The 19,566-nt window shown below is 70.1% G+C and carries 19 protein-coding genes and 2 tRNA genes; 10 read left to right on the top strand and 11 right to left on the bottom strand.

The genetic code is table 11. The annotated features are described in order from the left end of the window. Both ACX93N_RS10150 and lipA read right to left on the bottom strand, forming a co-directional pair. Entirely contained in the window at nt 1–882 is an 882-nt protein-coding gene (locus ACX93N_RS10150) for an NAD(+) kinase (protein ID WP_459428303.1), read from the bottom strand. 193 nt (nt 883–1,075) lie between these two features. After that, nucleotides 1,076–2,062, bottom strand: a complete 987-nt coding sequence (lipA, locus tag ACX93N_RS10155; protein WP_459428304.1) for a lipoyl synthase — start codon at nt 2,060–2,062, stop codon at nt 1,076–1,078. Between the two features lie 165 nt (nt 2,063–2,227). Between lipA and ACX93N_RS10160 the strand changes: the two genes are divergently transcribed. Together ACX93N_RS10160 and ACX93N_RS10165 are read left to right on the top strand one after the other, a co-directional pair. Next, nucleotides 2,228–3,280, top strand: coding sequence for an HDOD domain-containing protein (locus tag ACX93N_RS10160; RefSeq protein ID WP_459428305.1), 1,053 nt, complete (start codon nt 2,228–2,230; stop codon nt 3,278–3,280). Nucleotides 3,281–3,390: 110 nt separating this feature from the next. Continuing rightward, complete coding sequence (locus ACX93N_RS10165; protein WP_459428306.1) at nt 3,391–3,525, top strand: hypothetical protein; 135 nt, start codon at nt 3,391–3,393, stop codon at nt 3,523–3,525. Between the two features lie 99 nt (nt 3,526–3,624). Here ACX93N_RS10165 and ACX93N_RS10170 read toward each other — a convergent pair whose 3' ends face one another. The 3 genes from ACX93N_RS10170 to ACX93N_RS10180 all read right to left on the bottom strand — a co-directional run bounded on the left by ACX93N_RS10170 (nt 3,625) and on the right by ACX93N_RS10180 (nt 4,759). Beyond that, nucleotides 3,625–4,473 carry a hypothetical protein gene (locus ACX93N_RS10170; RefSeq protein ID WP_459428307.1) on the bottom strand — a complete coding sequence of 283 codons (849 nt, stop codon included), beginning with the start codon at nt 4,471–4,473 and terminating at the stop codon, nt 3,625–3,627. Between the two features lie 94 nt (nt 4,474–4,567). Beyond that, nucleotides 4,568–4,644: transfer RNA gene (locus ACX93N_RS10175), tRNA-Asp, on the bottom strand. A gap of 39 nt (nt 4,645–4,683) precedes the next feature. Further along, nucleotides 4,684–4,759 (bottom strand) — tRNA-Val (locus ACX93N_RS10180). Between the two features lie 213 nt (nt 4,760–4,972). Here ACX93N_RS10180 and queD point away from each other — a divergent pair. Together queD and ACX93N_RS10190 are read left to right on the top strand one after the other, a co-directional pair. Next, entirely contained in the window at nt 4,973–5,329 is a 357-nt protein-coding gene (gene queD, locus ACX93N_RS10185) for a 6-carboxytetrahydropterin synthase QueD (RefSeq protein WP_459428308.1), read from the top strand. Nucleotides 5,330–5,650: 321 nt separating this feature from the next. Then, a complete protein-coding gene (locus ACX93N_RS10190) occupies nt 5,651–6,262 on the top strand; it encodes a LysE family translocator (RefSeq protein ID WP_459428309.1) in 612 nt (203 codons plus the stop codon). Nucleotides 6,263–6,332: 70 nt separating this feature from the next. Here ACX93N_RS10190 and ACX93N_RS10195 read toward each other — a convergent pair whose 3' ends face one another. Both ACX93N_RS10195 and ACX93N_RS10200 read right to left on the bottom strand, forming a co-directional pair. Next, nucleotides 6,333–6,659, bottom strand: a complete 327-nt coding sequence (locus ACX93N_RS10195; RefSeq protein ID WP_459428310.1) for a DUF3301 domain-containing protein — start codon at nt 6,657–6,659, stop codon at nt 6,333–6,335. Further along, complete coding sequence (locus ACX93N_RS10200; protein ID WP_459428311.1) at nt 6,659–7,453, bottom strand: alpha/beta fold hydrolase; 795 nt, start codon at nt 7,451–7,453, stop codon at nt 6,659–6,661. Before ACX93N_RS10200 ends, ACX93N_RS10195 begins: the two co-directional genes overlap by 1 nt. A 66-nt stretch (nt 7,454–7,519) precedes the next feature. Between ACX93N_RS10200 and ACX93N_RS10205 the strand changes: the two genes are divergently transcribed. Then, complete coding sequence (locus tag ACX93N_RS10205; RefSeq protein WP_459428312.1) at nt 7,520–8,308, top strand: hypothetical protein; 789 nt, start codon at nt 7,520–7,522, stop codon at nt 8,306–8,308. A 48-nt stretch (nt 8,309–8,356) separates the two neighbouring features. Here the strand turns inward: ACX93N_RS10205 and ACX93N_RS10210 are convergent, their stop codons facing one another. The 4 genes from ACX93N_RS10210 to ACX93N_RS10225 all read right to left on the bottom strand — a co-directional run bounded on the left by ACX93N_RS10210 (nt 8,357) and on the right by ACX93N_RS10225 (nt 12,560). Next, nucleotides 8,357–9,169: a crotonase/enoyl-CoA hydratase family protein gene (locus ACX93N_RS10210; protein WP_459428313.1), complete on the bottom strand. Its 813-nt coding sequence runs from the start codon at nt 9,167–9,169 to the stop codon at nt 8,357–8,359. Continuing rightward, a complete protein-coding gene (locus ACX93N_RS10215) occupies nt 9,166–9,786 on the bottom strand; it encodes a nitroreductase family protein (RefSeq protein ID WP_459428314.1) in 621 nt (206 codons plus the stop codon). Before ACX93N_RS10215 ends, ACX93N_RS10210 begins: the two co-directional genes overlap by 4 nt. 92 nt (nt 9,787–9,878) lie before the next feature. Next, a complete protein-coding gene (locus ACX93N_RS10220) occupies nt 9,879–10,688 on the bottom strand; it encodes an FkbM family methyltransferase (protein ID WP_459428315.1) in 810 nt (269 codons plus the stop codon). 18 nt (nt 10,689–10,706) lie between these two features. Continuing rightward, nucleotides 10,707–12,560 (bottom strand): beta-ketoacyl synthase, encoded by a 1,854-nt coding sequence (locus ACX93N_RS10225; RefSeq protein ID WP_459428316.1) that lies wholly within the window; start codon nt 12,558–12,560, stop codon nt 10,707–10,709. 95 nt (nt 12,561–12,655) lie between these two features. Between ACX93N_RS10225 and ACX93N_RS10230 the strand changes: the two genes are divergently transcribed. The 5 genes from ACX93N_RS10230 (at nt 12,656) to ACX93N_RS10250 (ending at nt 19,530) form a co-directional block, all read left to right on the top strand. Beyond that, a complete protein-coding gene (locus ACX93N_RS10230; RefSeq protein ID WP_459428317.1) occupies nt 12,656–13,663 on the top strand; it encodes a GlxA family transcriptional regulator in 1,008 nt (335 codons plus the stop codon). Between the two features lie 164 nt (nt 13,664–13,827). Further along, nucleotides 13,828–15,021 (top strand): thiolase family protein, encoded by a 1,194-nt coding sequence (locus tag ACX93N_RS10235; protein ID WP_459428318.1) that lies wholly within the window; start codon nt 13,828–13,830, stop codon nt 15,019–15,021. An 8-nt stretch (nt 15,022–15,029) separates the two neighbouring features. Then, the gene (gene ribB / locus ACX93N_RS10240) at nt 15,030–16,154 is read left to right on the top strand and encodes a 3,4-dihydroxy-2-butanone-4-phosphate synthase (protein ID WP_459428319.1); all 1,125 of its coding nucleotides are present in this window, start codon (nt 15,030–15,032) and stop codon (nt 16,152–16,154) included. Between the two features lie 80 nt (nt 16,155–16,234). Continuing rightward, a complete protein-coding gene (gene ggt, locus ACX93N_RS10245; RefSeq protein ID WP_459428320.1) occupies nt 16,235–17,911 on the top strand; it encodes a gamma-glutamyltransferase in 1,677 nt (558 codons plus the stop codon). Between the two features lie 14 nt (nt 17,912–17,925). Further along, nucleotides 17,926–19,530 (top strand): acyl-CoA synthetase, encoded by a 1,605-nt coding sequence (locus ACX93N_RS10250; protein ID WP_459428321.1) that lies wholly within the window; start codon nt 17,926–17,928, stop codon nt 19,528–19,530. Nucleotides 19,531–19,566 lie beyond the last annotated feature (36 nt).

Genomic DNA, 19,566 nt, shown 5'->3' on the forward strand with positions numbered 1-19,566 from the left:
TCAGTTGACCAGCGCGTTGCTCCAGCGGAGCTTGTCCCGGCAGCTGGCATAGAAGCTGTGCCCCAGCGGGTGCAGGAGCGTCAGCCGGTGCGGTTTCTTGCGCAGCACCACCGCGTCCCCGGGACGGGCAGTCATGTTTACCTGGCCGTCGCAGGTCACCGGCGGGTGGATGCGGTTGCGCTCGAGCACATCGAGGCGGATCACGCTGTCGCCCTTGACCACGATGGGCCGGCTGCTCAGCGTGTGCGGAAACATGGGCACCAGCACGATGGCGTCCAGGGACGGGTGCATGATCGGCCCGCCCCCGGACAGCGAATAGGCAGTCGAGCCGGTAGGCGTGGAGATGATCAGCCCGTCCGCCCGCTGCCGGTAGACGAACTCGCCGTCGATGGAAAGCTCGAACTCGATCATCTGCGCCGACGTGCCGGAGTTCAGCACCACATCATTCAGCGCATCCGCCCGGGCGACGACCCCGCCCTCGCGCTCGACGTTCACGTCGAGGAGGAAACGCTCCTCCCGCTCGTAACGCCCCTCCAGCACCGCCGGCACCAGCTCGCTGACCTCATCGGGGCTGATGTCCGTGAGGAAGCCGAGGCGGCCGCGGTTGATGCCGAGCACCGGGGTCTCGAAGCGGGCCATGGTGCGCGCGGCGGACAGCAGGCTGCCGTCGCCGCCGAGCACAATGACGAGATCCGCCCGCTCGCCGATCTCCTCGCGGGTCAGCAGCGGGCAGTCGCGGGTCGCAACGGCGCCGAGCCGGTCCTCCAGCATGACCTCGCTGACGAGGTCCCCGAGCAGGCCGAGGAGTTCGTCGAGGAGTTCCTGCAGGCCTTCCTGGCGGCTGCGCCCGACGAGGCCGACGCGGTGGAACTGGGCTGCCATGAACGCTTTCCTGCGCAGGGTGGCCCGGCAGTATAACCCCGCGGGCAGGGCGCGCCCATGGCCTCGGGGGATGGCAACCCGCCCCCTGCGCCGGGGCGGCCCGCGATGCTGTCCTGCAGTGCCGGGTGCCCTGCGCCCCGGCCCGGCCGCCCCCCCCCCGGGCGGGCCCGGACAGCGAAGTGAAATGCAGACGTCAGAGCCCGACGTTGTTCTTCGCAAGCACCTGCTCGGCGCGGTAGCTGGAGCGCACGAAGACCCCGGAGACCACTTCCAGGAAACCGCGCTCCAGGCCCCACTCCCGGTAGCGGGCGAACTCGTCCGGGGTCACCCAGCGGTCGATGGGATAGTGGTGAGCCGTCGGCTGCAGGTACTGGCCGAAGGTGACGATATCGACCTTCGCCGCGCGCAGATCGTCCAGCGCCTCGATGATCTCCGCTTCCGTCTCACCGAGGCCGAGCATGAGGCTGGTCTTGGTGAGCACGTCGGGCCGGTGGGCCTTGGCGTGGGCGAGCACGGCCAGGGTCTGGTCGTAGCCGGCGCGGCTGTCCCGCACCGGGTGGGTCAGCCGGCGCACGGTCTCGACATTCTGGGCGAAGACCTCGATGCCCGAATCCACCACGGTCTCGACGTCAGCGAGCGCGCCCAGGAAATCCGGCGTGAGCGCCTCCACGGCGGTCTCCGGGTTCACAGCTTTCACCCGCCGCACACAGGCCGCGTAGTGGCCGGCACCGCCGTCGGGGAGGTCGTCCCGGTTCACAGACGTCAGCACCACGTACTTCAGGCCCATGAGTTCCACGGAGCGCGCGGTATTGTCCGGTTCCTCCGGGTCGAGCCAGCCGCGCGGGTTGCCGGTATTCACGGCACAGAAGCGGCAGGCCCGGGTGCACACATCGCCCATGAGCATGATCGTCGCGGTGCCGGCGCTCCAGCACTCGCCCATGTTCGGGCACTTGGCTTCCTCGCAGACCGTGGCCAGCCGGTGCTCGTGGACGATATCGCGGACTTTCTCGAAGGTCGCCCCCTGCTGGATGCGCATGCGCAACCACGGTGGCTTGGGCAGGCGCTCGCCGCCGCCCGCACTCGCCTTCACACCATCCTTGATGACGCGCATGCCGCGCTCGTTGGTGAACTTTTCGCCGCTCGCCACGTCGACGACGGGTATCAGGGCGGGCTCCTGCATGAGGCCTCCCGGGCATCGCTTGAAAAGACCGTATTCTAACGCAACGCGGCCCGCGCCGCTGCCCGCTCCTATGGACACCCGCCGCGGAAAAGATAACCATAGGCTCTGCACAAGCCAGCCGCCCGGAACAGCCCGGCGGGGGCCGGGCAGGGGGGATGACGCAGGATGAAGTGGTTCCGACGAACCGGGGACAAGGCCTCGGAAACGGCGCGGGATCCGGCGGCGGATGCCGGGGGGCTGCCGGCGGAGACGGGCAGCGCGCCCCTCCTGCCGGAAAACGGGACCGTGCCCGAGCAGCTCGCCGATTTCTTCCTCGTGCTCGAAGAACACCTCACGGACATCGAGCGCGAGGACATGGCCGGCATCGTGGAGCGGCTGCGCAAGCCACCGACGGTACTCGACCGCGTCAGCCGGGGCCTCGACGACCCGCAGGAACTGGCCGAGACGGTGCTGACCAACCCCGCCCTCTCCGCCGATGTCCTGCGCATCGTGAATTCCGCGGCCTTCCAGCTGAACAGCCCGATCTCGAGCGTGCACCACGCCGTCAACTACCTCGGCACCAACCTGGTCAAGGGGCTGGTGCTGCAGGCCGCCGTCGACCAGATGCTGCCGACGGAGAGCCCCGCGCAACATACGGCCTACATGCGGCTGTGGCGCGCCAGCTTCGTGGCCAGCGCGGTGGCCCAGGCACTGGCCCGGGATATCGGTCTGCCGGATCCGACCGAGCTCGCCACCAAGGCGCTGCTGGTCAACATCGGGGACCTCGCCCTGGTGCTGGCCCGCCCGGAGCTGGCGAGCCTCTACGGCGCCCACGCCACCCTGTTCGACCGCGTCGCCGGTCAGCAGGAGGCCATCATCGGCAACAGCGCCATCATCGGCGCGACGCTGGCCCGCGCCTGGAACCTGCCGGCGCCCATCGAGGCCCACCTGCGCTTCTGCCATGTGCCCATGGCCTGGCCGCCGGAACGGCACGGCGAAACGGACCTGGACATCGTGGAGCATACCCTCGTCTACTTCGCCAACCGCGTCGGCGATGCGGTCACCTTCGGCGCGAGCCGGGAGCTGGGCGACTTCACCATCGTCCGGCCGGATGCCCTCGAGTACCACTTCCTCCCCGCCTATCTCATCGCGGCGGACCTCACGGACCTGCCCGCGCGCCTGGCACGGCCGCAAACGGCGGACAAGCTGCAGCAACTGATCAACCGGTTCGGGAAATAGCAGCAGGGTCGCCCGGAACACCGAGACAGGACCGAGACAGGACAATGGGCAACGCAGGACAGGTCCCGTGTGCTGCGAAGACCGGCCGCCCGGCAGATAGCGCATCGACCGTGACCCTAGCGGTTTACCCGGCACTGTCCCGCGACCTGAACGCCATCATGGCGTTCTTCTTCCTCTACCCGGCACCAGGGCGGCCACGGACTGCTCGTCTGCCGGAGCAGAACCGGGAAGGCAGCGCGCTGTAAAACACCTCCGGGCGCCTGCTCCCGGGCAGGGAGCCCAGCCTGGTGTTCGAGACCGACCCGCTAGAAGCGCGGGGACGCGACGCTGCCGGAAGACGACGGCTAGCGACAGGCGGACGGCACCTCGCCATCCAGCCGCTCACAGGCCCGGCGGTACAGCTCGAGGTCTGCCTCGTTGACGGCCAGCAGGCGGTCGCAGAGCGCCTCTCCCAGCGCTTCACGGACCCTGCCGAGCCGCTCCTCGAGCGGCCGGTCGATATCGCCCGCCGTCCGGTTCGCCGGCCGCCGGTCGATGTAGAAGAAGTCGACACCCCGGGCCGACAGCGTGTCTGCGAAACGCGCGACGTCAGGTCCGTAGAACTCGGTGCGGGCGAGCAGCTCCACCGCGGCCAGGTTGCGCAGCGCCTGCGCGAGATCCACCTCGACGCCACCGGCCGCAGCGCCCCGCGTACGACTCAGGGAGCGGCGCCCGTAGACGCCGCCGAGGAGCTGGGCCTGGGCGTTGGACAGGTTGCCGAGGGGACGCTCGCCATCGAGGGCCTCGCGGACCCACTCGGCAAAGGACAGGCGGCCGGCCCGCTCCTCGTCGCGGGAGGTGAAGCCGGCCCGCGCCGCAAAGCGGAACAGGCGTCGAAGGCCGGTGCCGCGCTCCCGCCGGTGGAGATACTCGTACACCGAGCGTACCCGCAGCAGCGGATGGCGCAGGAAGACCACCGGCAGCACCTCGACATCAAGGGCCGCGGGCACCGGCAGGCGCACCTGGTGCGAGCTGAAAGCCGTGGCCTTCGGGTGGTTGCGAATGACCTTGAGAAGCTCGTCCTGGGAGATGACCGAGAACGGGTAGGGGCCGTCGAAGGCGATGGGCTCGCCCGGGAAATTTTCCTCAAGCAGCTGGTCGAAGGACGTGCCGCTGTTCTTGAAGATATGATAGTGGCAGATAACGGTGCGCACGTGCTGTTCCTGCTGGGGTGGCCCTGCTCACAGGCGCGTTGTGCGCAGGGCACGCGGCCGTGCACCGCTGTGGCCGGGATGAATGACGAAGAGATGGCGGAGCGGACGGGACTCGAACCCGCGACCCCCGGCGTGACAGGCCGGTATTCTAACCAACTGAACTACCGCTCCCCGGTAGGATCGACCAGCTTTCGCTGGCCGGCGAAAACGTGGTGGGTGGTGACGGGATCGAACCGCCGACCCTCTGCTTGTAAGGCAGATGCTCTCCCAGCTGAGCTAACCACCCGTGGCCGAGAACGCGCATTATAGGGATCGCACTGACCCTGTCAATCGCTGCGGCGGAATTTATCGCTTGTCACAACCGGCACACCGCGCGGGCCGGTTTTCAAAGGCCCTGGCGAGGCACCGGAGGCTGGTGCCGGCGAGCTCGCCATCGCCGGCACCGGGACGGCGCGCTACAATGCGCGCCGGGCGACGGGGCCCGCGGCGATGGTGCAGCATGGACATCTACAAGGACTTCCACTTCGAGGCGGCACACCGGCTGCCCAACGTGCCCGAGGGACACAAATGCGCCCGGCTGCACGGCCATTCCTTTCACCTGCGGGTGACGGTCCGGGGCGAGGCTCCCGAGCCGAGCGGCTGGGTCATGGACTTCGCGGACCTGAAGGCCGCCGTCAAGCCGGTCATCGACCGCCTGGACCACTACTACCTCAACGAGATCGAGGGGCTGGAAAACCCCACCAGCGAGAACCTGTGCCGGTGGATCTGGGCACAGCTCGCCCCCGCCCTGCCCGCCCTTTGCGCCGTGGAAATCCGGGAGACCTGCACCTCAGGCTGTATCTACCGCGGCGACTGAGGCGAACCGTGGGCTTCATTACCTGCCATCTTTCGGTAACACGACCTGCATTACGAAAGGTGACAGTCCAGACCGGTTATACACACAAAGCAGGCTGGTGCAAGCCCTGCCGGTTCGGATGAGGCCTTACATTCATTTTCAAACAAGCGGCCTTAGGTAGGACTCTTAATTTATTGTTTTTATTGCATTTTTTGTTATTGTCTGTTTTTTAACCAATTCGTCACAATGCAAGACTTATCGGGCCTTCGCGTCGAGTTAAACAAATTACCCACTGCTTTATCCACAGATACTGTGGACAAGCACGCGGCGCGCTGACCGGCCATGACGCTGGATCACTGGCTCGCTCTCTGTACCGTGTGCTGGCTCGGGGCCGCTTCCCCGGGTCCGAGCCTCGCAGTGGTCGCCGGAGCCGCCCTGGGCGGCAACCGGCGGGCCGGACTTGCCGCCGCCCTCGCCCACGGTGCGGGCGTCGGCCTGTATGCACTGGCGACGGTGACGGGCCTGGCACTGCTCCTGGCCGGCGCCCCGGGACTGCTGCTCGCCCTCCAGCTTCTCGGCGCAGCCTACCTCGCCTTCCTCGGCCAACGCGCACTCCGTGCCCCACTCACCGTAGCCCTCGGCGGCGGCGCCTCCGGCCACCCGGGGCGGGACGGCTTTCTCATCGCCTTCCTCAACCCGAAGCTCGCGCTGTTCATGCTCGCCCTGTTCAGCCAGTTCCTCGCGCCGGGGGCGGGATGGGGCCAGAAGCTGGTAATGGCCGGCACTGCGGCGGGCATCGATGCACTCTGGTACAGCCTGGTCGTGCTGCTGATCGGCGCACCGGCCGTGCGCACGCGGCTGGAACGGGGCGGTGGCTGGCTCGGCCGTGGCTTCGGAGTGCTGCTGCTGGCGCTCGCGGTGTGGATGGCGCTGGAAGCGCTGCGGACTTTCTAGGTTCAGGCGTTCCGGCGGCCGACAGCGAGGGCCGCCGGAAACCCTGCCGCTGCGGTGCCGTCCTGTTCGGTCAGTGCACGACCTGGCCAGGCTCCGTCACGACCAGGGCCTGCAGGCGTTTGCCGAGCATGATCACCGCCCCCGTCTCCCGCTGCACGCCGTCGTAGCTGTACTCGAAGCGGTACTGGCGCCACACGCGCCAGCGCCCGCCGCTGTCGCGGCTCAGGGACACGCGCTGCAGTGCCACACTGTCGTCCAGGAACTGGAAGTCGCCGTCCCTGGACGCCCGGCGCACCGCCTGGATGGCGAGCTCGCGAACCCGAGTGGCAGTGAACAGGTAATAGCCCACGCTCCCGAAGAAGGCGATCACGACCAGGTCGACGAGCTCGATGACCATCAGGCGGCCGCCTCCATGCTGTCATCCAGGAAGGCGCGCACCAGCGCGTTGAAGCGCGCCGGATCCTCGGCGTGCAGCCAGTGCCCGCAGTCCGCGAGGGTCTCGATGCGCGCGGCGGGGAACAGGCGGCGGATAGTGTCGCCGTGCGCGTCGCCGACGTAGGAGGAACGGCCGCCACGCAGGAAAAGCACCGGCCCGCGGTAGGGCCCCGGCGCCGCCGGCGCCTCGAGATAGGCCGGGTAGTTCGCCTCCAGGCCCGCCCGGTTGAAGCGCCAGCCCCAGGCACCGTCATCCCGGCGGGCAAGGCTCAGCAGCAGGAACTGCACCACGCCCTCCTCTTCCAGGTAGCGGCGGAGGATCTCACCCGCCTCCCGGCGGCCGTCCACGCCGGCGGCCTCGACCGCCGCCAGGGCGGCGAAGACCGCGTCGTGGGACCCGTCATAGCGCACCGGGGCGATATCCGCCACCACCAGCGAGGCGACGGCGGCAGCATCGGCGAGCGCCAGCTGCATCGCCACCTTGCCGCCGAGGGAATGGCCGACGACGTGGGCTTGCTCTATGCCGGCTTCGCGCAACCACGCGCCCACGGCCTCGGCCATGCGCGGCAGATCCGTGCCGTCGGTCCAGCCGGAGCGCCCGTGATCGGGCAGGTCGAGGCTGTGAACGCGGTAGCCGCTTTCCAGCGCCCGCGCGAGGGCACCCAGGTTGCTGCCCATGCCGAAAAGCCCGTGCAGCAGCACGACGTGGGGCCCCGCGTCACCGACGCGGGTTGCGTGCAGCGGAGTGGGGGTCATGGCCTGTGGCGTCGGGGAGTTTCTGCTACCATCGCGCCACTATACCGGAGAGGGGTGACAGCGCGCATGCTCGGACTGATGAAAACCGCCACCCGGGTCGCAGGCGTGGCGCTCGCCGCCGCGCTCGCCGCCTGTGCCGGCGGGCCGACCTACAACCCGACGGTGTTCCCCTACGAGATCGAGGAGGAACGGCTCGCCGCGGACCCGGTGAAAACGGTCATCATCCCGCACGTCAATCTCGGTTCACCCTCGCGCAACTATCTCGAGCCCGTGGAGCCGCGGCTCGACGGCCTGCTGACCCGGTACCTGAAGGACAACGGCTACGAGGTACTGCCGCAGCGGCTGTTCCGCCAGCACTGGAACACGGCCGTGCGCGCCTTCGGCGACCCGGTGGACCCGACCACCGGCCGCGTCAACATGAAGACCTTCACCCGGCTCATGCAGAGCGTCCGCGACCGCCTCGCCGAGGAGACAGACCTCGACGCGTTCCTGTTCACCGATATCGTCGAGCTGGAAGTGCCCTTCAGCGGCGGTCTCAAGCACGTGGCGCGCTGGGACGGCGTCTCCCGCCGGCCGACCCTGGACGGTCCCGGCAGCGGCGTGACCTCGGATTTCGACTGGGGCCAGCCCGCAGCGGTGGCCTCGCTCCAGGTCACGGTCTTCGACATGGAGCTCAAGCGCCTGTTCGTCAGCCGCGGCGGCCTCGACGCCACCGATGCCATTGACACGCGCTCGTCCAGCGGCGGCTATACCCGGCGGCGCAACATCCTCGAGAACGAGGCCAACCTCGAGGAGGGCATACGCCTCGCCCTGCACCCGCTGATCCCCTGGGAGCGCTGGCCGGGGAATCCGTGATCCCGGCGGCTCACGCCGCGGCTCTCAGCGCCTCCGGGTACGCGCCCCTCAGTCCTCGTAGCTGGCGGGACGCTTCTCGGCCTGCGCGGTGATGCCCTCCTCCAGGTCGCGCAGGCTCATCATCCCGGCATTCCAGGTGGCGATGTAGTTGAGCCCCTCCGCGACGCTATGGTCGCGGCCGTAGAGCAGCATTTCCTTGGTGCCGCGTACCACCAGGGGTGACTTCGCGGCGATGCTCCGGGCCAGGGCCGTCACCTCGCGCAGCATGACCTCCCGGTTCTCGAACACGCGGTTGATGAAACCCGCCTCCTTCGCTTCCTCCGCATCCATGTTACGGCCCGTGTACGCGAGTTCCCTGGCCATACCATCCGGGATCAGCGTCGGCAGCCGCTGCAGCGTGCCCACGTCGGCGACCATACCGATGTCCACCTCGCGCACGGAGAACCACGCGTCCTCCGACGCATAGCGCATGTCCGCGCAGCAGACGAGGTCGATACCGCCGCCGATACAGGTGGAGTGGATCGCAGCAAGCACGGGCTTGCGGCAGCGCTCCAGCGCGGTGAGATTGTCCTGCATGCGCAGCACGTTGCGGCGGAAGGCTTCGCCGCGGCGGGCCGGATCGCCGGAGGCCCCGTGCAACCCCTCGAACATGCCGAGGTCGAGCCCGGCGCAGAAATGGCGGCCCTCGCCGGCGAGCACGACGGCGCGGACCGCATCGCTCTCGTCCAGCCACTCGAAGCAGGCCTGCAGTTCCTGCCACATGGCCGCGTTCATGGAGTTCGCCTTGTCGGGTCGGTCCAGGGTGACCGTGGCGACATGGGCATCGACGCTGAGCGCCAGGGTTTCGAAGCTGGGAGTCATGGGGTCTCCTTGCCGTGCGTGGGGCCCGTCCAGGGGGCAACAAAGTCTTCCACCGCCAGGGCGGGGAGCGCCTTGCCCCGCCCCTCGCGCGTGCCGAGGTAAAGAAAGGCGACGATCTCCTCATTCTCGGCTCCGCCGAGCGCTTCCACCACCTCGCGGTCGAACGCGCCCGCCCCGGTGCGCCAGATACCCGCGTACCCCTGGGCCTCCGCGGCGAGGAGGATCGCGTGCGCCGCGCAGCCGGCGGAAAGCCGCTGCTCCTGCGGCGGTACCTTCGGGTGCGGCTGCAGCCGCGCCATGACCACGACGACGAGCGGCGCCCGCAGCGGCGCGCAGCGCGCTTTCTCCCGCGCCGCGTCGTCGGCCTCGGGCTCGCGCCGCAGCAGGGAATACTCCAGAACGCTGCCCAGGTCCCGGCGCGCCTCCCCTTCCACGGTGAGAAAGCGCCAGGGACGCAGCCAGGCGTGATCCGGCACGCGCAGGGCGGCGGAGAAGATGGCCTCTCGCGCCGCGGCGTCCGGCGCCGGCGCCGCCAGCTTCGGCGACGAGTTACGCTCGGTGAGCAGGGTCATGGCATCGATCATGGCGGCACCGGGTCGTTGCTCGAAGCGGGGCATGATAGCAGGCCCGCGCTTCGCCTGCGGGGGCGGCGCCTCGCCGCGGCTGCGCCCGCGGGCCCGCCGCCGGCGATCGCCACGGGTAATCGCGCTTACAGGTCCGGGGCGTGGGCGATGAGGATATTCATGAAGCCCCGGTCCCCCGGCGTGGCCGCTACGTTGTCACACCAGGTGGCCAGGGCTTCGGCCTCCGTGGCCGCGAGGCGTCCGGCGACATGGTCGACGATCCAGAACGGCAGGCCCAGGGTCGCGAGCGACGCTACCAGCGCCCGCCCCGAACTGCCCGCGAGGGCGAGGGAAAACGGCGTCAGCTCGACGAGGATCGCCGGCGGACGAGACTGGCGAGCAAGGAGCGGGAGCAGGCCGGCGAGCACTGCCGCTTCGCTGCCCTGGGTATCGACCTTGAGAAAGTCGATCGCCTCCAGGGCGGTCCCCAGTACCTCCTCGCCACGGGCAAGGCGTATCGGAACGGCCGGCCGTTCCCCGTCACCGGGATAGACCTGGTGGTCGCCGAGATTATCGCCGCTCAGGTACAGCAGGCCCGCCCCCGCACGGTCGGAAAGCGCCAGGGAGGACAGCGTACAGCGGTCTGCCAGTCCATTGAGGGCGACGTTGGCGGACAGCAGGGCGAAGTTGGCGGGGTCCGGCTCGAAGGCGTACACCCGGCCGCCGGGGCCGGCCTGCGCCGCGGCGAGCACGGTGAAGTAGCCGAGATTGGCGCCGACGTCGACGCAGCAGGCCCCCGGGGACATCAGCGCCAGGCACAGGCGGGTCTCGAAGGGTTCCCAGCAACGCGCTTCGCGCAGCCGGTCCGACACCAGGTCGGTGCCCGCCGGGTGCAGCCGAAGGCGCAGCGGGCCGGGCGGTGAAGGCAGGGCCAGCTCGATGGCATCGCCGCCCATCACCCGGTGCGCGGCCGGTCAGCCCTCGCCCTGCATATCCGCAAAGGGCGACGGGTAGCGCAGGTCGATGCGGGCGCCGCCCACGGTAACGGTGTGACGCTCGAAGACCACATCCCCGTCGTCGAGCACCCCGTGGTCGAACAGGTAGCGGGCCGTGGCCTCGCCGGCGAGCACTGCCGCGTCGTGGGCCGCGCGGCGCTCCACCACCGCTTCGCTCGCGCGCTCCCAGCCGGCGATCGCCCGCGCACCGTGGCGGGCCTCGAGCATACGCCGCGTCGGATCCGGGCCGAGGAGAGTCCCGCTGGCATTGTTGCCGCCGAAGCCCTTGGCGTTGACCACCGCCCAGGCGCGCTGCGCCGGCGCCAGTTCCGTGTGCTCGAGGCAGAAGGAGAGGTGTTCATCGGTCACATCCTCGGCGATGCCGTCGATGGTGGCAATGCCGGGCACGATGCCCCGGCGCCAACTGTCGAGGGTCATCACCACCTGGTCTGCCGAGGCCGCGCCCAGGGAGTGGCCGAGGTAGCATTTGAGGGCGGCCACCGGTAGCCCTTCGAGCCCGAAGGCGCCGGCACAGCGGCTCAGGATTTGCGACTCCGTGGTGCGGTTCTGCGGCGTGCCGGTGCCGTGCGCCTGAATCAGGCCTCCCTGGCGGAAGGTCGGCTCGCCAAGGACAGCCCGGGCCGCGGCCAGGGCCCGGGCCACGGTCACGTAATTGCCGACACCGGGGCCGGAGATGGATTTCTTGTAGCCGTCCGCATTGACGAACACATCGACGACGCTGCCGCGCAGCGCCGCGCCGAGCTCAAGAGCCAGGGCATCGTCGAACAGCACTACCACCTGCGCGGACTCGGCGATGGTGAAACCGCAGTTCTCCGCAAAGGGACGGCAGGCGCGCCGGTAGTCGGGCTCCGCGTCCGCGCCGAGCCCGTCGAGCTGGCGCAGCGCCTTGTCCGTGGCCAGCGCCCCCATGGCGGCGTAGCCCTCCATGACTTCCGGGGTAATCGGGGCTTCCGCCGCACCCACGATGGCGACCCGGGCGCGGCCGCTGCGGATGTCGTGCACGGCGTGGCGCAGGTTGTAGAGGAAGGAGGCACAGGCGCCGAGGCTGGCGCCGGTGGCGCCGAGGGAACCGAGGACATAGGCATTGAGGAAGTCCGCGGGCATCTCCGCCAGCCCCAGGGGGCAGTACTTGCTGGTCGCGCGCTGCCCGCTCACCCGCGCCTTGAGCATGCCGCCGGTACCGGCATCGTCCAGCTGCCCCATCGCACTGCCGGCGTAGACGCTGACCTGCTCGGCGGCGACCCGCTCGCGGAGCTGCTCCCAGGGGATGCCGAGATCGCCGAGCGCGTCGGACGCCGCATAGATTGCCAGCTGCAGCCCCCGCGGGTGATTGCGCGACGGGTACTGGGCCGCCGGGTCGAAGCCCGAGGGCAGTTGACTCGCCACCTTGACCTCGAATTCGCGGGTGGCCGGCATGATGAACTCCTGGGGGCCGGCGAGCACCACGCGGGCGTGGGTGGCATCCTCTTCATCCACGGTCCAGCCCGCTGGCAGCGGCGACGGCAGGCTGCGCCGGGGCATGTCGACCACCAGCGGGCGCTCACCGCCGGAGCGCATGCGCCGCCCGCAGGGCAGGGCCGCCGGGTCGAACCAGGCCGGTTCGAGGCGGCGAATCAGCGTGCCCGCCAGCACCTCCGGCGCCGAGGCCGTGACCGGCAGGCCGCGGAGCTGGCGCAGGGCATCCAGCATGCGCGCCCGGGCGGCGGCCGGCAGCCGCTCGGCCACCAGCCGTGCGTGGGCATGGCCGCCGGAGGTACGGCCGGCGCTGTTGATACCGCCACTGGCGACGATGACCGGCAAGGGCTGGCCCACGGTGCAAACTCCTCCTTCAGGTGTCGGGGCGCAGTCTACGGGCCATCGCGCACCTAAAATATACATTTCATGCCATTTATTTTATGTTTACAGCCATGCCTGCCCGCCATTACCGCGCGGTCGCCCTGCTCTACCCGGATGCCCTGGCGACCAGCGTCACCCTGCCCATGGAGATCCTGCACGCGGCCGCCCAGCGGGCCCGCGCCGGCGACCGCGGCGCCCGCGGCTGCGTTTTCCGCCTCGCCGGCGCCGCCGGCCCCGGGCAGGTGCGGCTGGGCACGGGGCTCACGCTCGCGGCAGCGACGGGGCTCGCCGCCCTGCCCGCGCCGGATCTGCTGCTCCTGCCGGCGATCTGGCGGAACCCGCGCCGCACCCGGCGGCTATGCGAGCCGCTGCACGGCGAACTCGAGCGCCTCGCAAGCGCCGGAACGCGCCTGTGCAGCGTCGGTACGGCCAGCCGGATCCTCGCCGACGCGGGACTCCTCGACGGCCGCTCGGCCACCACCCACTGGAGCGACTTCGACCGTTTCGCTGCCGACTACCCGCCGGTGACCCTGCGCCGCCGCCACCTCATTACCCAGAGCGGCAACCTGTACTGTGCCGGCAGCGTGAACTCCATCGCCGATCTGCTCGTGCATATCGTGGAACAGTGGTACGGCGCGGCGGTCGCCCGCGCGGTGGAAAGCCAGTTCTCACCGGAGAGCCGCCAGGCCTTCCTGAGCGCCGCCTTCCTCGAGGACAGCCGCACCAGCCACCACGACGAGCTCATCCTCGACGCGCAGCTCTACCTGCAGGAACACCTCGCCGCGCAACACAGCCTGGACACCCTCGCCCGCCGCGCCGGCCTCGCGCCGCGCAGCTTCAGCCGCCGCTTCCGCCGGGCCACGGGCACGACCCCCATGGCCTACCTGCTCGCCCTGCGCATCGGCGAGGCACGCTCCCTGCTCCTGCACAGCGACCTGCCCCTCGGGGAGATCGCCTGGCGCTGCGGCTGGCAGTCCGCGAGCCGCTTCAGCGAGCAGTTCAAGGCGCGAACCGGCCTCGCACCGCGGAACTTCCGCGCCGCCACCCGGGGCAAGCGCTTCCAGGCCGACGGCACCTGAGGGCGCTGTGGGTTCGCCTTGAGTCCTCCCGGTCCCTATGGCTAAATGGCGCGCCACTCCGCCGCGGCCCGACTGTCGACACCACCATCGGTTCGCCTGCTGGTGAACCGCTCGGTACGACCATCGGCCCGGCGCCCCCGCACAACGACAGCACGGAAAGAGCCATGGCCACGGATACAGACAGGGAAAAAGTCATTATCGTCGACGGCACACGCACTCCCATGGGCGGCCTCATGGGCAGCCTGAGCAGTGTGCCGGCCACGGAACTCGGCAGCACCGCCGTGCGCGAGGCCCTCGGCCGCAGCGCCGTCGAGGGCGCGGACGTAGACGAGGTCTTCATGGGCTGTGTACTGCCCGCGGGGCTCAAGCAGTGCCCGGCGCGGCAGGCCGCCATCGGCGCAGGGATTCCCACGTCTACCGGCGCGGTCACGGTCAACAAGGCCTGCGGCAGCGGCATGCAGGCCACCATCTTCGGCTATGACAGCATTGTCGCCGGCACCAACCGCGTGGTCGTGGCCGGCGGCCTGGAGAGCATGAGCAATGCGCCGCACCTGCTGCCCGCGGGCCGCACCGGCACGCGCCTCGGCGCCACCACGCTCTACGACCACATGTTCATGGACGGCCTCGAGGATGCCTACACGGGCCGCGCCATGGGCACCTTCGCGCAGGAGACCGCCGACCAGCGCGGTCTTACCCGCGAGGCGATGGACGCCTTCGCCATCGAGTCCCTGTCCCGGGCCAAGGCGGCGATTGAGGACGGTTCCCTGAAGGCGGAAACCGTCCCGGTGACGGTGAAGACCCGCAAGGGTGAGACCGTCGTCGAGGACGACGAACAGCCGCACAAGGCCGCCGTGGACAAGATCCCGGGGCTGCGTCCGGCCTTCGCAAAGGAGGGCACGATCACCGCCGCCAACGCCAGCTCCATTTCGGATGGCGCCAGTGCCCTGGTGCTCATGAGCGGCAGCGAGGCGGACCGCCGCGGCATCAGCGGCAGCGCCGAGCTGGTGGCCCACGCGCGCCACAGCCAGGCGCCGGAAGAGTTCACGCTCGCCCCGATCGGTGCTATCAGCAAGCTGCTCGACAAGACCGGCTGGTCCGTGGAGGACGTCGACCTCTTCGAGATCAACGAGGCCTTCGCCATGGTCACCATGCTGTCCATGCAGGACCTCGGCCTGCCCCACGACAAAGTCAACATCCACGGCGGCGCCTGCGCCCAGGGCCACCCGATCGGTTCCACCGGCTCACGGATCATCGTCACGCTCATGTACGCGCTGAGGAAGACCGGCGGCAAGCGCGGCATCGCCGCCCTGTGCATCGGCGGCGGCGAAGCCACCGCCGTTGCCATCGAGCTCCGCTGAGGCGCGCCGTGGCCCTCGCCAGCGTTCCGGAGCTCATCGACGACATCCGCGCCGGCCGGATGGTCATCCTCATGGATGACGAGGACCGGGAAAACGAGGGCGACCTCATCGTGGCCGCCGAAACGGCCACGCCGGCGATCATCAACTTCTTCGCCACCGAGGCCTGCGGCCTGATCTGCATGCCGATCACGGAGGCGCGGGCGCGACAGCTGCAGCTGCCCCTGATGGTGCGCGACAACCGCTCGCAGCACGAGACCAACTTCACGGTCTCCATCGACGCCACGGAGCGCAAGGGTCCCGGCATCAGCGCCGTACAGCGCGCGCACACGGCCCGGGTCGCCGTGCGCCCGGACGCGGCCCCCGGCGACATTCGCCAGCCCGGGCACATCTTCCCTCTCGTGGCCAAACCCGGTGGTGTGCTCCGCCGCGCCGGGCATACGGAGGCCGGAGTCGATCTGGCCCGCCTGGCCGGCTTCGAGCCGGCGGCGCTGATCGTCGAGATCATGAACGAGGACGGCACCATGGCCCGGCGGCCCGAGCTTGAGGCCTTCGCCGAGAAGCACGGCCTGAAGATGGGCACCATCGCCGACCTCATCGAGTACCGCAGCCTGCACGAGCAGTCCGTGGAGCTGCACGGCAGCAAGGCCGTGGAGACGGAATTCGGGCCTTTCACGCTGCACACCTTTGTCGACCAGATCGACGACACGCTGCACTTCGCCCTCTCCGTGGGCGAACTGGACCCGGACGAGGACACGCTGGTCCGCGTGCAGACCATCAACACGCTGCGCGACGTGCTGGCCACCCGCATCAGCGGCGCCGAGGGCTGGTCCTACCGGCGCGCCATGGCAGCCGTTGCCGAAGCGGGCCGCGGCGTGGTCGTGCTCATCGGCCAGCCGGATACCCGGGAGACGCTCCTAGACGAGGTCGACGCCTTCCCGGAGCCACCCTCGGTCACCGGTAGCGACCCGGCCTCGGGGCGCCAGAACTACCGGGTCATCGGCACCGGGTCGCAGATCCTGCGCCGCCTCGGCGTCGGTCGCATGCGCCTCCTGTCCTCGCCGATCCACTTCAACGCCCTGTCCGGCTTCAACCTCGAGATCACCGAGTTCGTGCAAGCGGGCGACGGCGGCTGAACGCCGGGGGGAAGCCCCATGGCCCGGGCGAGCGCCCTCTGCTATCGTTTGCGGCGTTGCCTGAAAGGAAACGGTCACGCGTGATCTCCCGGCTCCTCGCAGCACTCCTGCTGACGGTCGCCCTCGCCGCCGACGGTCGCGCCGACGGCGCCCTCGCCATGCCCGACCGCTTCGCCGCTGATGCCGCGGACGGGGTCATCGCCGATGGCGGCAACGCGGTGGACGCCGCCATCGCGGCGGCCTTCAGCCTGGCGGTCACCTACCCGGAGGCCGGCAACCTCGGCGGCGGTGGTTTTCTCCTTGCGGTGGTGGACGGCGAAGCGGCCTTCCTCGATTTCCGCGAGGTCGCTCCCGCCGCGGCGCAGGCAGCCATGTACCTCGCCGAGGACGGCAGCTTCCGCGCCCGGGATGCGCTGGTGGGCGGGCGCGCCTCCGGGGTCCCCGGGACCGTGCGCGGCCTCGCCGCCGCCCATGCGCGCTACGGCACCCTGCCCTGGCGGCGGCTGCTGGCGCCGGCGATCCACCTGGCCCGCGAGGGCTTCAGCGTGCCCGCAGGCCTTGCCGATGCTGCCACGGAGACCCGCGCCTTTCTCGCTGGCGAGACCAACTTCGAGCACTATTTCGGTGGGCTCACGCCGGGGCAGCGCTTCCGCCAGCCGGAACTCGCGGCCACGCTGGAACGGCTCGCGACAGACCCGGAGGACTTCTACCGCGGGCACACGGCCGGGCTGCTGCTCGCCCAGCAGGCCCGGAGCGACGGCCTGATCACGGCAGCCGATCTCGCGGGCTACACGCCGCGCTGGCGTGAGCCGCTCGCAGGCCGCTGGCGCGGCTACAGGGTACTGACCGCACCGCCACCGAGCTCCGGCGGCGTCGCGCTGCTGCAGCTTCTCGCGCTGCGGGAGGCGGCTGCGCCCCTGTTCGCCGGGGCCGAGCACAACGGCCCCCGCTACCTGCACCTGCTGGCGGAGCTGGAGAAGCGCGTCTTCGCCGATCGCGCGCGCTACCTCGCGGACCCGGACTTCGTACCGGTGCCGGTGGATGCGCTCCTCGACCCGGCCTATCTGGCGCGCCGCGCGGCCACGGTCAACGCGAACGCGATCAGCCCGGCGGAGGCGGTGCCGCCCGGCCTGGACGGCCCGCATACGACTCACTTCTCGATCCTCGACCCGGCCGGGAACGCGGTCTCCCTCACCTACACGCTGAACTGGGACTTCGGCTCGGGCGTCGTCGTCGAGGGTGCCGGTTTCCTGCTCAACAACGAGATGGATGATTTCAGTGCCGCACCGGGCGTGCCGAACGAGTTCGGCGTGGTCGGCGGCGCCGCCAACGCCATCGCCCCCGGCAAGCGCATGCTGTCCTCCATGACGCCGACGATCCTCCTCGAGGACGGCGCGCCGGCCATCGTGCTGGGCACGCCGGGGGGCAGCACCATCTTTACCTCGGTCTTCCAGGTGCTGCTGAACCTCGTCGACGCCGGCCTCTCGCCCCAGGGCGCCGTCGACGCCACCCGCTACCATCACCAGTTGCCCCAGGCCCGGCTCATCCGCCACGACCAGTGGCCGATCCCCGCGGCGACCCGCCGGGGCCTTGCGGACCTCGGCTACCGGGTGGAGGCGAACGACTGGGGGCACCTCGGCGACGTACAGCTGGTGACCGCGGGGCCCGACGGCACAGCCGCCGCCGCGGACCGCCGCGGCCGCGGCGTAGCGCGCATCCTGCCGGCCGGCACCCGCGTCAGTCCCGCAAAGCAATAACACGGAGCAAACCCATGGCCTGGAACTTCGGCGACATTCTCGACACGATCATCCCGGAACTGCCGCCCGGGCACCCCGCCCTCGCCCACGGCGACCGGGTGCTGACCTGGCAGGACGTCGACCGGCGCAGCAACAATCTCGGCCGCGCCCTGCAGGCGGCCGGGCTCGCCCCCGGGGCCAAGGTGGGCTTCTACCTGCGCAACAGTCCCGCCTTCATGGAAACGCTGGCGGCCTGCTTCCGCGCGCGGCTGGTGCACGCGAACGTCAACTACCGGTACCGCGAGGACGAGCTGCACTACATCCTCGACAACGCGGATGCCGAAGCCGTGTTCTACGACGCCGAGTTCCGCGACCGGGTGGAGACGCTGCGCCCGCGCCTGCCGGCGGTGAAGGCCTGGGTCGAGGTCGGTGACGCACCGGTGCCCGCCTGGGCACTCGCCTACGAGTCGCTCGCCGAGGATGGCGACGGCAGCAACCTGCCCGGGCCGCGCAGCGGCGACGACCTGCTGCTGCTCTACACCGGGGGCACCACGGGCATGCCGAAGGGAGTGATGTGGGACCAGCACAACCTGCGCGAGGCGCAGTCACTCGCCCTGCGCGCCGTGGGCCCGGTGCCGGAAAGCCTGGAGGAACTGCGTGCCACGATCGCCGCCAACGGCCCGGGAGCGACGATCCTGCCCATCTGTCCGCTAATGCACGGCACCGGCCTGTTCACGGCCATGGGCGCTTTTTTCAGTGGCGGCACCGTGGTCACGCTGCCGACCCCCTCCCTGGATGCCCAGGCCGTGTGGGACGCCGTCGACCGGCACCGCGTGTCACAGATCGCTATCGTCGGTGACAGCTTTGCCCGTCCTCTCCTCGCCGCCCTCGATGAGGGCCGCGACCGCTACGACCTCAGCAGCCTGCAGATGATCATCTCCTCCGGCGTCATGTTCAGCACCGAGGTCAAGCAGCGCCTGCTCGCCCACCTGCCGCAGGCCGCGATCGCCGACAGTTTCGGGGCATCGGAGGCCGTGGGCTTCGGCGCGTCGGTGATGACAAAGGACGCGCCGGTGGAGACCGCGCGCTTCGTCACCAACGACCTGTGCCGGGTCTTCGACGAGCAGGACCGGGAGCTCCCGTGGGGGAGCGACCGGCCCGGCTTCATCGCCTTCGGCGGCCCGATCCCGAAGGGATACTACAAGGACCCGGAAAAGACGGCGAAGACCTTCCGCACCATCGACGGCCACCGCTATGCCGTGCCCGGCGACTACTGCCTGGTGGCGGAGGACGGCACGCTGACGCTGCTCGGCCGGGGCTCGGTGTGCATCAATTCCGGCGGCGAGAAGATCTACCCGGAAGAGGTGGAGGAAGCCCTCAAGGCCCACCCGGACGTGGAGGACGCCCTCGTCGTCGGCCTCCCGGACCCGACCTGGGGCCAGGCCGTGACCGGCATCGTTCACCTCGTGCCCGGAGCGGAGCTCGACGAGGCGGCGCTGGTTGCTACGGTGCGCGACCGGCTGGCGCCCTACAAGGCGCCGAAGCGGGTCTTCGCCGCGCCCCAGCCCTTCCGGGCACCGAACGGCAAGGCCGATTACAAGGCCGCCCGGGCCTTCGCGGAGGCCGCCGGCGCCGCGTGAGCCGGCGCTGCAGGGCTTGATGCTACACTCGGGCAC

The sequence above is a fragment of the Pseudohaliea sp. genome, assembly GCF_054552115.1.

Excerpts from the sequence above, each read along its gene's own strand:
- ACX93N_RS10150 (WP_459428303.1), bottom strand. The coding sequence starts at position 882 with ATGGCAGCCCAGTTCCACCGCGTCGGCCTCGTCGGGCGCAGCCGCCAG.
- lipA (WP_459428304.1), bottom strand. The coding sequence starts at position 2,062 with ATGCAGGAGCCCGCCCTGATACCCGTCGTCGACGTGGCGAGCGGCGAA.
- ACX93N_RS10160 (WP_459428305.1), top strand. The coding sequence starts at position 2,228 with ATGAAGTGGTTCCGACGAACCGGGGACAAGGCCTCGGAAACGGCGCGG.
- queD (WP_459428308.1), top strand. The coding sequence starts at position 4,973 with ATGGACATCTACAAGGACTTCCACTTCGAGGCGGCACACCGGCTGCCC.
- ACX93N_RS10190 (WP_459428309.1), top strand. The coding sequence starts at position 5,651 with ATGACGCTGGATCACTGGCTCGCTCTCTGTACCGTGTGCTGGCTCGGG.
- ACX93N_RS10195 (WP_459428310.1), bottom strand. The coding sequence starts at position 6,659 with ATGGTCATCGAGCTCGTCGACCTGGTCGTGATCGCCTTCTTCGGGAGC.
- ACX93N_RS10200 (WP_459428311.1), bottom strand. The coding sequence starts at position 7,453 with ATGACCCCCACTCCGCTGCACGCAACCCGCGTCGGTGACGCGGGGCCC.
- ACX93N_RS10205 (WP_459428312.1), top strand. The coding sequence starts at position 7,520 with ATGCTCGGACTGATGAAAACCGCCACCCGGGTCGCAGGCGTGGCGCTC.
- ACX93N_RS10210 (WP_459428313.1), bottom strand. The coding sequence starts at position 9,169 with ATGACTCCCAGCTTCGAAACCCTGGCGCTCAGCGTCGATGCCCATGTC.
- ACX93N_RS10215 (WP_459428314.1), bottom strand. The coding sequence starts at position 9,786 with ATGCCCCGCTTCGAGCAACGACCCGGTGCCGCCATGATCGATGCCATG.
- ACX93N_RS10220 (WP_459428315.1), bottom strand. The coding sequence starts at position 10,688 with ATGGGCGGCGATGCCATCGAGCTGGCCCTGCCTTCACCGCCCGGCCCG.
- ACX93N_RS10230 (WP_459428317.1), top strand. The coding sequence starts at position 12,656 with ATGCCTGCCCGCCATTACCGCGCGGTCGCCCTGCTCTACCCGGATGCC.
- ACX93N_RS10235 (WP_459428318.1), top strand. The coding sequence starts at position 13,828 with ATGGCCACGGATACAGACAGGGAAAAAGTCATTATCGTCGACGGCACA.
- ACX93N_RS10250 (WP_459428321.1), top strand. The coding sequence starts at position 17,926 with ATGGCCTGGAACTTCGGCGACATTCTCGACACGATCATCCCGGAACTG.